This window comes from Pantoea sp. X-Soil-ISGK-259, from assembly GCF_059730705.1.
In genome coordinates this window covers 1,994,629-2,008,158 of sequence record NZ_AP035986.1, presented here as the reverse complement: position 1 = coordinate 2,008,158, position 13,530 = coordinate 1,994,629, and the positions used below count along the sequence as shown (strand labels likewise).

At 54.0% G+C, this 13,530-nt stretch carries 13 protein-coding genes; 5 read left to right on the top strand and 8 right to left on the bottom strand.

The genetic code is table 11. The features are described 5' to 3' along the window. Positions 1-72: 72 nt before the first annotated feature. The 3 genes from AC6I77_RS09390 to pepT form a co-directional block, all read right to left on the bottom strand. On the bottom strand, positions 73-552 hold the full coding sequence (locus AC6I77_RS09390; protein ID WP_497816846.1) for an Hcp family type VI secretion system effector: 480 nt from the start codon (positions 550-552) through the stop codon (positions 73-75). 559 nt (positions 553-1,111) lie between these two features. Continuing rightward, positions 1,112-1,483: a hypothetical protein gene (locus AC6I77_RS09385; protein WP_312041149.1), complete on the bottom strand. Its 372-nt coding sequence runs from the start codon at positions 1,481-1,483 to the stop codon at positions 1,112-1,114. A gap of 293 nt (positions 1,484-1,776) precedes the next feature. Further along, a complete protein-coding gene (pepT, locus tag AC6I77_RS09380; protein WP_003853706.1) occupies positions 1,777-3,003 on the bottom strand; it encodes a peptidase T in 1,227 nt (408 codons plus the stop codon). Between the two features lie 127 nt (positions 3,004-3,130). Here pepT and AC6I77_RS09375 point away from each other — a divergent pair, with 127 nt between their 5' ends. Continuing rightward, on the top strand, positions 3,131-4,726 hold the full coding sequence (locus AC6I77_RS09375; RefSeq protein ID WP_182629809.1) for an ABC transporter substrate-binding protein: 1,596 nt from the start codon (positions 3,131-3,133) through the stop codon (positions 4,724-4,726). Between the two features lie 43 nt (positions 4,727-4,769). Here AC6I77_RS09375 and AC6I77_RS09370 read toward each other — a convergent pair whose 3' ends face one another. Continuing rightward, entirely contained in the window at positions 4,770-5,684 is a 915-nt protein-coding gene (locus tag AC6I77_RS09370) for a LysR family transcriptional regulator (RefSeq protein ID WP_182629808.1), read from the bottom strand. 140 nt (positions 5,685-5,824) lie between these two features. On the opposite strand from AC6I77_RS09370, the gene AC6I77_RS09365 reads away from it, so the two are divergent. Together AC6I77_RS09365 and AC6I77_RS09360 are read left to right on the top strand one after the other, a co-directional pair. Next, a complete protein-coding gene (locus AC6I77_RS09365; protein ID WP_497816845.1) occupies positions 5,825-7,246 on the top strand; it encodes a M20 family metallopeptidase in 1,422 nt (473 codons plus the stop codon). Next, positions 7,243-8,511 carry an MFS transporter gene (locus AC6I77_RS09360; RefSeq protein WP_003853701.1) on the top strand — a complete coding sequence of 423 codons (1,269 nt, stop codon included), beginning with the start codon at positions 7,243-7,245 and terminating at the stop codon, positions 8,509-8,511. Before AC6I77_RS09365 ends, AC6I77_RS09360 begins: the two co-directional genes overlap by 4 nt. Positions 8,512-8,587: 76 nt before the next feature. Here AC6I77_RS09360 and aldA read toward each other — a convergent pair whose 3' ends face one another. Continuing rightward, a complete protein-coding gene (gene aldA, locus AC6I77_RS09355; protein ID WP_497816844.1) occupies positions 8,588-10,024 on the bottom strand; it encodes an aldehyde dehydrogenase in 1,437 nt (478 codons plus the stop codon). A 194-nt stretch (positions 10,025-10,218) separates the two neighbouring features. On the opposite strand from aldA, the gene AC6I77_RS09350 reads away from it, so the two are divergent. Then, positions 10,219-10,485 (top strand): DksA/TraR family C4-type zinc finger protein, encoded by a 267-nt coding sequence (locus tag AC6I77_RS09350; protein WP_003853696.1) that lies wholly within the window; start codon positions 10,219-10,221, stop codon positions 10,483-10,485. A 3-nt stretch (positions 10,486-10,488) separates the two neighbouring features. Here the strand turns inward: AC6I77_RS09350 and AC6I77_RS09345 are convergent, their stop codons facing one another. Beyond that, positions 10,489-10,587, bottom strand: coding sequence for a YoaK family small membrane protein (locus tag AC6I77_RS09345; protein WP_008925225.1), 99 nt, complete (start codon positions 10,585-10,587; stop codon positions 10,489-10,491). Positions 10,588-10,630: 43 nt separating this feature from the next. Beyond that, positions 10,631-10,954, bottom strand: coding sequence for a hypothetical protein (locus AC6I77_RS09340; RefSeq protein ID WP_003853693.1), 324 nt, complete (start codon positions 10,952-10,954; stop codon positions 10,631-10,633). A gap of 359 nt (positions 10,955-11,313) precedes the next feature. On the opposite strand from AC6I77_RS09340, the gene rhaT reads away from it, so the two are divergent. After that, complete coding sequence (gene rhaT / locus AC6I77_RS09335; protein WP_497816843.1) at positions 11,314-12,348, top strand: L-rhamnose/proton symporter RhaT; 1,035 nt, start codon at positions 11,314-11,316, stop codon at positions 12,346-12,348. Between the two features lie 309 nt (positions 12,349-12,657). On the opposite strand, the gene rhaR is transcribed toward rhaT, so the two are convergent. Next, positions 12,658-13,524, bottom strand: coding sequence for an HTH-type transcriptional activator RhaR (gene rhaR / locus AC6I77_RS09330; RefSeq protein WP_140915429.1), 867 nt, complete (start codon positions 13,522-13,524; stop codon positions 12,658-12,660). Positions 13,525-13,530: the final 6 nt, after the last annotated feature.

Here is a 13,530-nt window from a genome sequence, read left to right as displayed (position 1 = left end):
CGGGCGCACTCTGCGCCCGATTCTCTCCGATTGATTATGTCAGCCTTCATTTTTACCAAACAGTTCTTAGATTTAAGCCTTTGCAAAGTTATTCCATTCATCCCGATAGATAATGTTTCCGTCCGTATATTTCCAGGTAATAGCCTGATATCGCAATTCCAGTGTTTCCAGGTGCGTGCTGCTTAGTCCGTTAGGGGCAAGATAGGGAGAAACGGTAGTGAGCTTTATCCCTTCCAGCATAATATTGAAATATTCAACCTCGCTGCCTGACTCCACAATTCTGTACATTTTTGTTGTGCCATTTTTAAGTATTCGTCCTTCACAGATTGCGCGATAAAGAACGGACGTTGTCTGGTCGAACTCTTTGACGATAGTAATCGGGCTGTGAAAACGCGTACAGGTTAGTTTTCCCCAGGCGGGATCAACAGGAATGGTGATGTGGTGTGCGAACGATTTTAACTCTATTGAACCGAGTCGACGTGGCATCTGGCAGCTCCCCACGATGGGTGAACCGTTTTCATCGTCAAGCCATAGATGAGCGGGTACAGACATAATTTTATTTCCTTGTGAAAATCATACTGTATATTAAAGGGCTGTTACCATTTTACTGTTATGGGGAAGAATATTATTACAAGCAGAGCAAATACAGCGATGGGCCACAAAGGGCCGCCTGGGAAAAAATGAATAAATAACAAAGAAAAGGCACTTACAAAAAGAGCTGGGCCGAAAAGCGAAAGCCACGATGTAAATTTTCGCCTTAGAAACCTGATTATGAAATCTTTCATCATTCATCTACCTGATCATATTAGTAATTATTTTTGCAATGTCATCATCAGAGGGAAATGAGATTCTGAGTGCTCCAAACTTCTCGAATATAGGGTCAATCAGGAAGTACATCATTTCAAGTTCACTTTCATACAAAGCCGCGTAATAAGCAGGCAGTGCATAATTCAGCCGATTCGCGCTGTCTGCTGCTTTCTGAACTACGCCGTATATGCCTGCAACGACTGTTGCACCACCAGCCTTTTGGCCAGCAAGCGCACTGATATTAAAGCCGCATTAAATCCAACAGCCACGGCCGCTGTTACAGCTAAAACAAAACCGTGTTGGGTTAGATGACTGGCGCAATATGTACATTTACCGCCATGAGAGACTTCTTTATTTGCTCCAGTTGATTATTTGTTTTATATCTGAATAGTTCATTGAAATATATCTTGAGCATGTCATTTATAACATTTCCATGCCTTCTAAGTTGAATCACTCCCTTTGCAAATCTTACGTCCTCATCTTTTTGCTTCTGACAAACCTCCTGATATTTTTCTGTGAAGCAGGAGGTGTAATAAAGCGCACTTTGCACGCCTGAACCTATGTGTTCAATCTGATGTGATAATGCATCACTAACCCCATTAAAGGCCCGATCTAACTTTTTTGCTAAAATTTCGTTCGCCTGTAAATAATTAATTATTTCATCAGTGTGTTGCATAACTGAACCCCTTAAATTATCCCCGCATTTAAATGTTCATTGAAGATAAAGAGCATTAAGATGTATGTAAATCCGCTTAAGTGCTCATTAATGCGCGCGATCAAAATAAACCGGATAAAAGGAGGGTGCTTTTGGGAGGTGAAGTTATAATAGTGACGGAATAACGCAGGTTCTGGCCTTAATAAAACGCGCGTTTAATGTGGAAAATTCGCTGATTAGGTTTCACTGGCTGTATCAAAATCAGGGCTGAATTTCCCATTTCAGCCCTGTACATATAAGCATTAATAAAACTGTTAACCCGCCGCCAGATAACAGAGTTTTTCCGCCACCTGATAGGATTTCACAAAGGACGTAATCGGCAGAAACTCGAAGCGTGAGTGGAAGTTGTGTGCGCCGGTAAAGAAGTTCGGCGTCAGCAACCCTTTGGCTGACAGCGCAGCCCCATCCGTGCCGCCACGCATCGGAATGACTTTTGGCTCAATTTCCAGCGCGGCAAACGCACTGAAGATCAAATCAATCGCCCGACGATCCTCACCCAGTGCATTGCTGATATTGCTGTAAATATCGCTGATCGTGATGCTCACGTCGCCGGTGGGATAACGTGCTGCGAGTTTTTCCGCTGCCTGCTGCAACTGCTGCTTGCGTGCGGCGAAGCTGGTGAGGTCAAAATCACGAATGGAGGCCTTTAGCGTGGCTTTGCTGGCGTTGGCCTGAATCTCATTAAACCAGATATAGCCTTCGCGACCTTCGGTGTGCTCCGGCGTCTGCTGGCGATCAAACAGGCTGATATAGTCATGTGCCATCAGCAGCGGATTGACCAGCACGCCTTTGCCCGACATCGGGTGTGCGGGCACACCGGTAAACACAATCTCTGCAGCAGCACCATTGAAGTTTTCATATACCACTTCACCCAGTTCGCAGCAGTCGATGGTCCAGGCAAAATCGACATTAAACCGCGATTCCAGATCGAGTGCTTTCGCCCCGCGCAGGCCAATCTCTTCGTCCGGCACAAAGGCCACCACGATATCGCCGTGGTCGCCTTTAAGATTGGCCATCAGCGTCATCACTACAGTAACCGCCGCTTTGTTGTCAGCGCCCAGCACGCTGGTCCCGTCGCTGAAAATCACCTGCTGACCCACATAGGGCGCGATCTCAGGATGTTCATCGCGGCGCAGCCAGATATCCTGCTCTGCATTCAGACAGAGATCTTCGCCCTGCCAGGTGAGGATCTGCGGGTGAATATCAGGCGACAAACCGACATCAACGGTATCGATGTGTGTAATAAACCCGATGCGCGGTGCATCAGGACGGTTACCGCGTTTTACTGCCGTCACTGTGGCATGTTCATCAATCACCACCTCATCCAGACCCAAATCGCGCAGCTCATCTGCCAGCAGTTTTGCCATGGCGTGCTGACTCGGGGTGCTGGGCAAGGAGGTTGATTTAGCATCGCTCTGACTGCTGACGGCGAGGTAACGAAAAAAACGTTCGGTGAGTTGCGACTCAAGTTTGTCTGTCATCACTATTCCTTATTAGTCAGCCACTGGCGGGGTTCGCTATGGTGCCGAATCGTGCTATCAATGAAGCATCTGAATGATTCATTTAGATATTGTGATCACCGGAAGTCAATACAAAGCGAGGATGATAATGAAAATCAAGATAGCCACCTTAGCGCTTGTTACTGCTGGGATAGCGCTGGCTGGCAGCGTAAACGCCAAAACGCTGGTCTACTGTTCTGAGGGATCGCCAGAGAATTTTAACCCTCAGCTCTATACCTCCGGAACCAGTGTTGACGCCAGTGCCGTACCGGTCTTTAACCGGCTGGTGGATTTCACGCCCGGCACCACCAATCTGGTCCCGAGCCTGGCGGAAAGTTGGGAGATCAGCCCGGATGGCACCGTATACACCTTCCATCTTCGCAAAAATGTGAAGTTCCAGAGCAATAAACAGTTCAAACCCAGCCGCGACTTCAACGCCGATGATGTGATCTTCTCGTTTATGCGTCAGATGGACCCGAAAAATCCCTACCACAATGTTTCTGGCGGCACCTATTCCAACTTCGAAAGTCTTGAACTCTCCACGCTGATTAAAGGTATTGACCGGGTTGATGACCATACCGTGCGCTTCACGCTTGCTCATCCGGAAGCGCCATTCCTTGCCGATCTCGCCTGGTACTTCGCCTCAATCCACTCGGCGGAATATGCAGACGCGATGCTGAAAGCAGGGACGCCGGAGAATGTCGATATGAACCCGATTGGCACCGGCCCCTTTGAACTGGTGCAGTATCAGAAAGATTCCCGCATCCTCTATAAAGCGTTTCCGGACTACTGGCAGGGCAAGGCGAAGCTCGATCGGCTGGTATTCAGCATTACGCCTGACGCCTCCGTGCGTTATGCCAAGCTGGAGAAGAACGAGTGTCAGGTAATGCCATTCCCGAACCCCGCAGATCTGGACAAAATGCGCGCCAATCCGGACATCATTCTGGAACAGAAGGCGGGTCTGAACACCGGCTTCCTGGCGTTTAATACCACTAAAGCGCCAACCGACAACGTCAAAGTGCGCCAGGCGCTGGCGATGGCGATCAACAAACCGGCGATCATTGAGGCGATATTCAAAGGCACCGGCACGGTCGCGAAGAATATCCTGCCGCCGGGCGTCTGGAGCGCGGACAAAGATCTGAAGGATTACGACTACGATCCGGAGAAGGCCAAAGCGTTGCTGCAACAGGCTGGCGTCAAACCGGGTACCGAAATTGCGCTCTGGGCGATGCCGGTTCAGCGGCCTTACAACCCGAATGCGCGCCGCATGGCGGAGATGATTCAGTCTGACTGGGCCAAAGTCGGCATCAAAGCCAATATCGTCAGCTATGAGTGGGGCGAATACCTGAAGCGCGTCCGCAGTGGCGAGCATCAGGCGGCGCTGATGGGCTGGACGACAGCGACCGGCGATCCGGATAACTTCTTCGGCCCGCTGTACAGTTGTACCTCTGCGCAGGGCGGTTCTAACTCCTCAAAATGGTGCTACCAGCCGTTCGAGAAGTTAATCACCGAAGCCCGCGCCGAGCCGGATCAGGGCAAACGCACCGCGCTCTATCTGCAGGCGCAGCAGATAATGCATGACCAGATGCCTGCCGTGATGATTGCGCACTCCACCATCTTCGAGCCGGTGCGCAAATCGGTCAGCGGCTATCAGGTCGATCCGTTTGGCAAGCATATCTTCTATCAGGTGGATATTAAGCAGTAACTCGTGGCAGTTAACGTCAATGGCCCACACATCCGTGGGCCTCTTATCCCATCCTCACCTGCTGATCCATCTCCGTCAGCCGCTGCTGCAAAAACGCCAGAAATAGCGTCAAAGCCGCATTGCGCTGACGGCCCGACACCGTCTGAAGTTGCAATGTGCGCTGACTCAACTGATCCACCCCCATCGACCGCAACACCAGATTTTGCGCATCGCGCTCAAACAACAGCGTAAAGGCGCTACAGATGGTTACCGCCTGCGGCGTATGCAGCAAAAAGTGATAAAGCGTAGCGAAATAGTCGCAGGTCAGCACCGGCTCCACCACGCAGTCATTCATCTGACAGGAAAGATCAAACAGCTGCCGGACGGTGGTGTGATGGCCCGGCAGCGCCAGCGGCCAGCGAGGCAGATCGCCCAGCTTCACCTCGCGTGACGCCAGCGGATGTGACTCATGCATCGCCAGCAACACCGGTGCGGGCCACGAGCCCAGTACCTCAACGCTGCGCTCCGGCTGCAGACTAAACTGCAGCGCCACATCGCATTCACCCGCCCGGACACAGGCCGCCACGCCCTGCGAGTGCGTCACATTAATCGCAAACAGTGCGCCCGGGTTTGTCAGGCGAAACGCCGCCAGCAGGCCAGGCAGCAGACTAAACGCCATACCATCCGTGCAGGCGATGCGGATCAAACTGCGGCGTATCGCTTTCAATCCCTTAATCTCCGCCAGCGCATACGCCATATCAAGCTGACTCTTACGCACGTGATGCGCAAAAATCTCACCCGCCTCATTCAGCACCATGCCGCGCGCATGACGCTCAAACAGCGGCACCCCAACCTGTGCCTCCAGTCGCTGAATCTGACGACTGATCGCCGACACCGCGACAAAGAGTTGCTCACTGGCGGCGCTCAACGAGCCGCTCTCAACAACCGCCAGGAAATAGCGGATCTCGCTGCTTATCATCTCCACTCCGTCAAAACGCATCATAAAAGGGCAGTCAGGCATTGCTTTAAAAGCAACGCTCACTCGATAAATTGATAATTGTGGCAAAGAGAGAAGTTTGTCAAAGATAAAGCACGATAAAAAAAACAGGCAGGGCAAACATGACAGAGCAACAGGCCGTTGATCAGGCGATGAACTATTTCGATAGCGGTGAGTTTCAGCAACTGCTGGCACGGCGTGTCGCCTGTGTGACCGAAAGCCAGCAGGCCAGCAGAGGGGCGGAGCTGGACCACTATCTGCAGCAGGAAATTGGCCCGCAACTGACGAAGATGGGATTTACGTTACATCCATTTGAAAATCCCCAGCCAGGCAGCCCGCCGTTTCTGATTGCCACCCGCATTGAAGATCCGCTGAAACCGACGCTGCTTTGCTATGGCCATGGTGATGTGGTATTCGGCGACGATGAAAACTGGCGCGAAGGCTTATCGCCGTGGCAACTCACAGCTGAAGGCGATCGCCTGTATGGACGTGGCAGTGCGGACAACAAAGGTCAGCACTGCATCAACCTCGCGGCGCTGGAACAGGTGTGGCAGACGCGCGGTGGAAAGCTGGGCTTTAACTGCAAAATCCTGTTTGAAATGGGCGAAGAGATCAGTTCGCCGGGACTGGCGGCGATCTGCCAGCAGCAGCAGGCGCTGTTAAAAGCCGATCTCTTTATCGCCTCTGATGGCCCACGGCTCAACGCAGTGCGACCAACGCTGTTTTTGGGTTCGCGTGGTGCGGCGAACTTTCGTCTGACCATTCGGGCGCGTGACAACGCCTATCACTCCGGCAACTGGGGCGGACTGCTCAGTAATCCCGGTACGCAACTGGCTAATGCGATCGCCTGTCTGGTGAATGCCCAGGGCGTATTGCAGGTCGCTGCGCTTAAACCTGACTCGTTGACCGGGGCCGTGCGTGCAATCCTGAGTGATATTGACGTCGGCGGTATGCCGGGCGATCCGGCGCTGGCGGAGGGCTGGGGTGAGCCAGGTCTGACGCCTGCAGAGCGCCTTTATGGCTGGAACACGCTGGAAGTGCTGGCCTTTGAAACCGGCAATCCGGCGCGCCCCATGAACGCGATTCCGGGCAGCGCCACGGCGGTGTGTCAGCTGCGATTTGTGGTCGGCACTGACTGGGAAAACCTGGTGCAGCATGTCGAAAGTCACCTGCGTCAGCACGGCTTCGATAACGTCAGTGTGGAGTTTCTGCGCGGCTCACCGGCGACGCGGCTCGATCCACAGGATCCGCTGGTGGCCTGGGCAATGGACACGCTGGCGCGTAGCAGCGGTAAAAAACCGGCGCTGTTACCCAATCTTGGCGGTTCACTGCCCAATGAAGTCTTCGCCGATATCCTGGGTCTGCCAACGTTGTGGGTGCCGCACTCCTATCCCGCCTGCGGCCAGCATGGCGTTAACGAACACATGCTCAATTCCATTGCACGTGAAGGCCTGGCGATTATGACGCGGCTTTTCTGGCAACTGGGCGAAGAGGGCGAACAGTTGATGACGCGCCACCATCAGTGGCGGAGAGGTGAACAATGAGCAGCATCGCGCAGACGACCTCGCAGGTGAAACCGAGCCTGCACAAAACACTGTTCGCCACCTGCATTGGTAACGCGCTGGAGTGGTTCGACATCGCGGTCTATGGCTTTTTCGCCAGCTACATCGCGCACGTTTTCTTTCCGGTCAGCGATCCGTCAGTGTCGCTGTTGCTGACCTTTGGCAGCTTCGGTATCTCCTTTCTGATCCGTCCGCTGGGTGCCATTGTGCTGGGCAACTATGCCGACCGTCATGGGCGCAAAAAGGCGCTGCTGTTGTCGATTAACCTGATGATGCTGGGCGGGGCGATCATTACGTTTATGCCGGGCTACGCCACTATCGGTCTGGCCGCACCGCTATTGATCATTCTGGCGCGTCTGATTCAGGGTTTCTCTGCCGGGGGCGAGTTTGGCAGTTCCACTGCCTTTCTGGTGGAGCACTTTCCCGAACGTAAAGCCTTTATTGCCAGCTGGCAGTTCGCCACTCAGGGGGCGAGCACGCTGATGGCATCCGCATTCGGGCTGGGGCTGACGCACTGGCTAAGCGAAAGTGATATTCAGGCGTGGGGCTGGCGCATTCCGTTTGCCTTCGGCCTGCTGATTGGCCCGCTGGGTATCTACATTCGCCGCCATGTGCAGGAACCTGCCAGCTTTGCCTCGCAGGAGAAGGAATCCGCGCCGCTGAAGACGCTGTTCGGGCGGCAGAAAGCGCTAATCACCCTGGCGATAGGCGTGATGGTGATTTCCACTGCAGTAAACTACATGCTCAACTACATACCGACTTACGCCACCAAAACCCTGCATCTGCCGGGATCGGTTGCCTTCACCGCCACACTGATTGCGGGCATTATCCTGACGGTCGTGACGCCCATCATGGGATTGTGGGCAGAGCGGATTGGCCGGTTGCCGCTGATGTGGGGATCGCTGCTGCTATTGATGGCTACCATCTATCCTGCGTTTAAATGGATGGTCGATCACACCACGCCCACTACGTTAATCCTGCTGGTGGCCTGGATGGCGCTGCTGAAGTCGGTCTATTTCTCGACGGTGCCGTCGGTGATGGCCGATCTCTTTCCGGCGACCACCCGCGCCAGCGGTATGGCGATCAGTTACAACGTGGCGGTGACAGTATTTGGCGGGTTTGCGCCGCTGATTTGCAGCATGCTGATTGCTGCCACGGGCAGCAGTCTGGCGCCAGGTTATTATCTGATGGCGGTGGCAGTGCTAAGTGGCATCGCGCTGCTGCGCTGCAGTAAGCGGGTGGCATAGCAAAATGGGCCGGTTAGCTGGCCCATTTTGTGACTGACAACGTCAGGAACGGGAGGCGGTAAGATCGAGCCTGCGTTTAACTGAACTGCAGGTAAGCAACATGGGTCTGCAGATACTCCTCCAGGCCATGTTTCCCATCGGCACCGCCGATACCCGACCTGCGCCATCCGGCATGAAAGCCCTGCATCGCCTCAAAGTTCTCACGATTAACATAGGTCTCGCCGAACTTCAGCTTTCGCAACGCGGTCATGGTGGTATTGATATTCCGGGTATAAATCGAAGAAGTCAGCCCATACTCGCAGTCGTTAGCCAAAGCGATCGCCTCATCCAGCGTTTTGAACTTCATCACCGGCAGCACCGGGCCAAAAATTTCCTCCTGCATAATCGCCATCTCCTGACGCACATCGGTAAGCAGCGTCGGTTCAAAGAAGAAGCCCTTATCGCCGGCGCGCTTGCCGCCCAGCACCACTCTGGCGCCGGCGGCGACGGCGTCTGCTACTTTCTGCTCAACCCGATCCCTTGCCGCGCCCGTAATCAGTGGCCCCATGTCGATATCACTGCGTTCGGCGGGATCGCCAAACGTAACCTGTTGAAACGCCGTGGTCAGCGCGCTGATAAAGCGCGCGTAGATGCCTTCCTGCACATAGACACGCTCTGCGCAGTTACAGACCTGACCGCTGTTGATCATCCGCGAACTGACAATTGCCTGAACCGCCAGATCGAGATCGGCGTCATCCATCACGATAGCCGGGGCTTTGCCGCCCAGTTCCAGCGACACTTTGGTGACATTTTTAGCAGCGGCTTCCATGGTAGCGATACCTGCGCCGACGCTACCGGTCAGGCTCACCAGCCCGACTTTGGGGTTTGCCGCCAGCTCCTGTCCCACTTCCGGACCCAGACCGTAGACAATGTTAATCACGCCCGCTGGCAGACCCAGCGTGTGAATGATGTCGGCAAAAATGGCCGCATTGTCTGGCGTCAGCTCACTGGGTTTAATCACGATAGTGTTGCCAGTAATCAGGGCAGGCGCCGCTTTACGGGCAATCAGGAAGAAGGGGAAGTTCCACGGTAAAATCCCGGTGGTAACGCCAATCGCTTTTTTGAACAAAAAGATGTTTTCATTGGGTCGGTCGCTGTTGATGATCTCTCCTTCGTAACGTCGCGCCCACTCCGCCATGTAATCAAGGTAGTTGGCGGTGAACAGCACTTCGGTCTTCGCCAGTCCCTGGGTTTTTCCACCCTCAGCCACAATCGTTGCCGTCAGTTCAGGCTCCCGGTCGCGGATGGCGCTGGCAATTTTGTGCAGCCAGGTGCCACGCTCCACTGCGGGCAGATCCTCCCACGCTGGCTGAGCCGCTTCTGCGGCGTTGATGGCACGGCTGGCATCCTGACGAGTGCCTTCGGGAATACGTGACAGCAGTGCCTCAGTGGCCGGGTTGATCACCTCAATCCATGCGTCACCGTGATGGGCGACGAACTCGCCATTAATGTAATGTTGATGATGTGTTGTCATTCGCTTTGCTCTCCGCTATCGATATGTTGCAGTGATGTAATCGCAGAGTGAAACAGATCATTAAGCGTGACCTTTAGCTGAGTGCCAGGTGCCGTAATCGGCTGGCAGCCAATCACAGGTATCGGTGAGTTCTGAGGCAAAAACGTCAATCTGTTGTAGATTTAAAGAAGTGAAGTCGTGAAAGGGGTTAAATAATGGCAAGCGGATGGGCTGCAGAAGGCGCAGTACAGGAACAGATTGATAGCACCGTGAACGACGGTATTGAGCGGGTAAGGCAGTCAATCGGGCAGGGCGAAAGCGCCACAGAATGCGAGCTCTGCGGCGAGCCGATTCCTGAAGCACGTCGTCAGGCACTTAAAGGCGTGCACTATTGCGTGGCGTGTCAGGAAAAAATCGACAAACAGCAGCAGAGCACCAGCCTGTATAATCGTCGGGGCAGTAAGGATAGTCAGCTGCGCTAACCCTCAGGAGCCTGGCATCGCCAGGCCGCTGCCAATAAACCATGCCAGAAACCCTACACCCGCCACAATAATGGCGATCGGAAACAAAATTCCAATTCTCATATTCAACCTGCTGCAAACAGCGTTTTCAGGGGCCACGATCTTATCATGAGATCTGGAGAACGGCGCGATGGGTTTTCAGCAGGGTAAAGAGCTGAAACTGCGTTGCATCACTCTCTTCGCGCAACACTTCCCCTTTTTTATAGACAATATGATGCACATGGCCGAGCTGACGCCAGACTACAATCGCTGAGGCGATGAGAGCGCAATGCTGTTCTGACTGCAGACACTCGATGGTGGCATAGTGCGTTTCATCCAGGCCATTCACAAACACCTTTATCGCATCTGCGGGTAATATTGCCCTGATGTCATCCAGCATCACCCGGCTGACTGACTGCGAAAGAAACAGTGTTAACCATTTTGATGTCATCCCAATCCCTGATCTGATCAATTTTCCCCAGTTTATACAATCCTGGCTGGGTTTATAAAAGGCTTCTTTGCAGACTTGCCACTCCATCAGCCTTTATGGCAGCCATAACAGAATTGTGCTGCGCTACACAGCAGAACAGTAAAAAACAGTGAATAATAAGTAAGTTACCTTTGCGCAGGTCCAGTTTTATAACAACTGTGAAATTGTGATCCCTGACAGGAATAACGGTCAGAAATTGCCACGCTGCTGCGGTTTCCGGCATTTATCCAAAGGCTGAGGAATTCCTGCAAAACGTAGACTGCCTGCTGAGCGGAAGCAGACAGGTTTCCGACAGGCCTCAACCAAACCGGGGAATAACAATGAACAGTGCCATTATTGCGGGTATCTTCTGGCATTTTGTCGGCGCAGCCAGCGCGGCGTGTTTCTATGCGCCGCTTAAACAGGTGAAAAGATGGTCATGGGAAACCATGTGGTCAATTGGCGGCCTGATGTCGTGGCTAATCCTGCCCTGGACGGTGAGTGCCATTTTGCTGCCGAACGTTATGGCCTATTACAGCAGTTTTACGCTGTCGCAACTCACGCCGGTATTTCTGTTTGGCGCGATGTGGGGAATAGGCAATATCCACTATGGTCTGACCATGCGCTATCTCGGGATGTCGATGGGTATTGGTATCGCGATTGGCATCACCCTGGTGGTTGGTACGCTGATGACGCCGCTGTTGCAAGGGCGCTTTGGTGAGCTGTTCGCCTCGTCGGGTGGCCGGTTAACGCTACTGGGGGTCATAGTGGCGCTGATTGGCGTGGGGATTGTGACACGCGCCGGGTTGTTAAAGGAGCGCGCGCTGGGGATCAACGCGGAGGAATTCAATCTCAAAAAGGGACTGGTGCTGGCGGTGATGTGCGGCATTTTCTCGGCAGGCATGTCGTTTGCGATGGATGCGGCGAAACCGATGCATCAGGCTGCCGCTAATCTCGGCATCGATCCGCTTTATGTGGCCTTACCCAGTTACGTGGTCATCATGGGCGGCGGGGCGCTGGTCAATCTGGGCTTCTGTTTCTGGCGGCTGGCCACCCGGCCGGAGCTGTCAGTGCATAAAGACTTTTCCGTCGGGAAGTCACTGCTGATTGCGAATACCGCGTTTGCCGTGCTTGGCGGCACCATGTGGTATCTGCAGTTCTTCTTCTACGCCTGGGGACATGCGCGAATCCCGGCACAGTATGACTATGTCAGCTGGATGCTGCACATGAGTCTTTATGTCTTATGCGGGGGGCTGGTTGGGCTGCTGCTGAAAGAGTGGAAGTCTGCGGGACGTCGTCCGGTGAGCGTATTGTCGCTCGGCTGTGTGGTGATTATCATTGCCGCCAATATAGTCGGTCTGGGCATGGCGGCCTGATTGCTCACTCCGTCGGAGTTAAGTTACAGCAACCTATTAGCAGAACGTGCAGGAGACGGGGTCAGAAGAGGAAAGCGTCCCGCCGCCCTCGACAAAAACGCCGGGAGCTTTTTTGAACAACGCAACGCGTTGGCCCGGCCACGGGCGCACCTCATCCATGAGGTGCGTAATCGCGCGGGCCGGTCATGTCACGGATCACGGCTCTAGCGTCTTTCCAGTCTGATCCTGTTCCCTGTAAAAACACTGTTTCACAACAATGCAGGGCTGCTTTTGTCTGTAACCTGAAAGGGCCTGCTATGCAGGCCCTTTTTAGTCAGACTCGGCACTCTTCAGTGCCTGCCGGGGCGCAATAAATCGCTGACGCCAGGCGCTGGGCGCTAACCCGGTATCACGGGTGAAGACGACAGAAAAATAGTTACTGTCATCAAAACCGCAGCGGGCGGCGACCTCACTAATCAGACAATCCTGGGTGCGCAGCAGATATTTTGCCTGACAGAGCTGAAGCTGGCGCAGGTAATGACCGATGGTCATGCCGGTCTGCTGACGGAAAAGCTGCCTCAGCGCCCGTTCGCTGAGTCGATTCTGCTGGCAAAACGCCGCCAGATCGAAGGGGCGGGCAATCGCACCCTGTAAAGCCGACATCAGCAGATCCAGCTGTTCACCCTCCGGTAACGCCCATGGACGGTCAGCGGCGTAGCCGTGGCGACGCAGAATCAGCGCCAGCTGTAAAAACAGCGCCTCTGAGAGCTGCACGGACAGCGGATCGCTTTTGCGGCTTTCTCGTTCCAGCTGGCTGATCACGCCCCGTGCCAGCGCCATCCCTCGCGTGGTCAGCCGCCAGCCGCCCGGTTCATCCGCGCCCTGTTGCGGCAGCAAATGGTTCCAGTCAAGGGCAAGACCAAAGCGATCGCGGCAATAGAGGATGTTATCCAGCACCAAATCATTGACGCTGTCGTAGCTGTGGCAATCACTGTCGCGGATGTAAAAAACGTCGCCGCAGGTTATCAGCCAGGGACGATCGTTGAGGATATGCAGGCCGTTGCCGCGCCAGACAATCACGATTTCGCTGAACGTGTGTCGGTGCGGCGGGAAAGAGGGTTGTGGCATCCTTTCAGCCACCGCCACCGGCAAAGTAGTGGCGGGAAAATAGTCATCCCGACTGAGTATCAACGCCATGTTCGC

Bases quoted from the DNA above. Each gene is read 5' to 3' on its own strand.
- AC6I77_RS09390 (WP_497816846.1), bottom strand. From the start codon at position 552: ATGTCTGTACCCGCTCATCTATGGCTTGACGATGAAAACGGTTCACCC.
- AC6I77_RS09385 (WP_312041149.1), bottom strand. From the start codon at position 1,483: ATGCAACACACTGATGAAATAATTAATTATTTACAGGCGAACGAAATT.
- pepT (WP_003853706.1), bottom strand. From the start codon at position 3,003: ATGACAGACAAACTTGAGTCGCAACTCACCGAACGTTTTTTTCGTTAC.
- AC6I77_RS09375 (WP_182629809.1), top strand. From the start codon at position 3,131: ATGAAAATCAAGATAGCCACCTTAGCGCTTGTTACTGCTGGGATAGCG.
- AC6I77_RS09370 (WP_182629808.1), bottom strand. From the start codon at position 5,684: ATGATAAGCAGCGAGATCCGCTATTTCCTGGCGGTTGTTGAGAGCGGC.
- AC6I77_RS09365 (WP_497816845.1), top strand. From the start codon at position 5,825: ATGACAGAGCAACAGGCCGTTGATCAGGCGATGAACTATTTCGATAGC.
- AC6I77_RS09360 (WP_003853701.1), top strand. From the start codon at position 7,243: ATGAGCAGCATCGCGCAGACGACCTCGCAGGTGAAACCGAGCCTGCAC.
- aldA (WP_497816844.1), bottom strand. From the start codon at position 10,024: ATGACAACACATCATCAACATTACATTAATGGCGAGTTCGTCGCCCAT.
- AC6I77_RS09350 (WP_003853696.1), top strand. From the start codon at position 10,219: ATGGCAAGCGGATGGGCTGCAGAAGGCGCAGTACAGGAACAGATTGAT.
- AC6I77_RS09345 (WP_008925225.1), bottom strand. From the start codon at position 10,587: ATGAGAATTGGAATTTTGTTTCCGATCGCCATTATTGTGGCGGGTGTA.
- AC6I77_RS09340 (WP_003853693.1), bottom strand. From the start codon at position 10,954: ATGACATCAAAATGGTTAACACTGTTTCTTTCGCAGTCAGTCAGCCGG.
- rhaT (WP_497816843.1), top strand. From the start codon at position 11,314: ATGAACAGTGCCATTATTGCGGGTATCTTCTGGCATTTTGTCGGCGCA.
- rhaR (WP_140915429.1), bottom strand. From the start codon at position 13,524: ATGGCGTTGATACTCAGTCGGGATGACTATTTTCCCGCCACTACTTTG.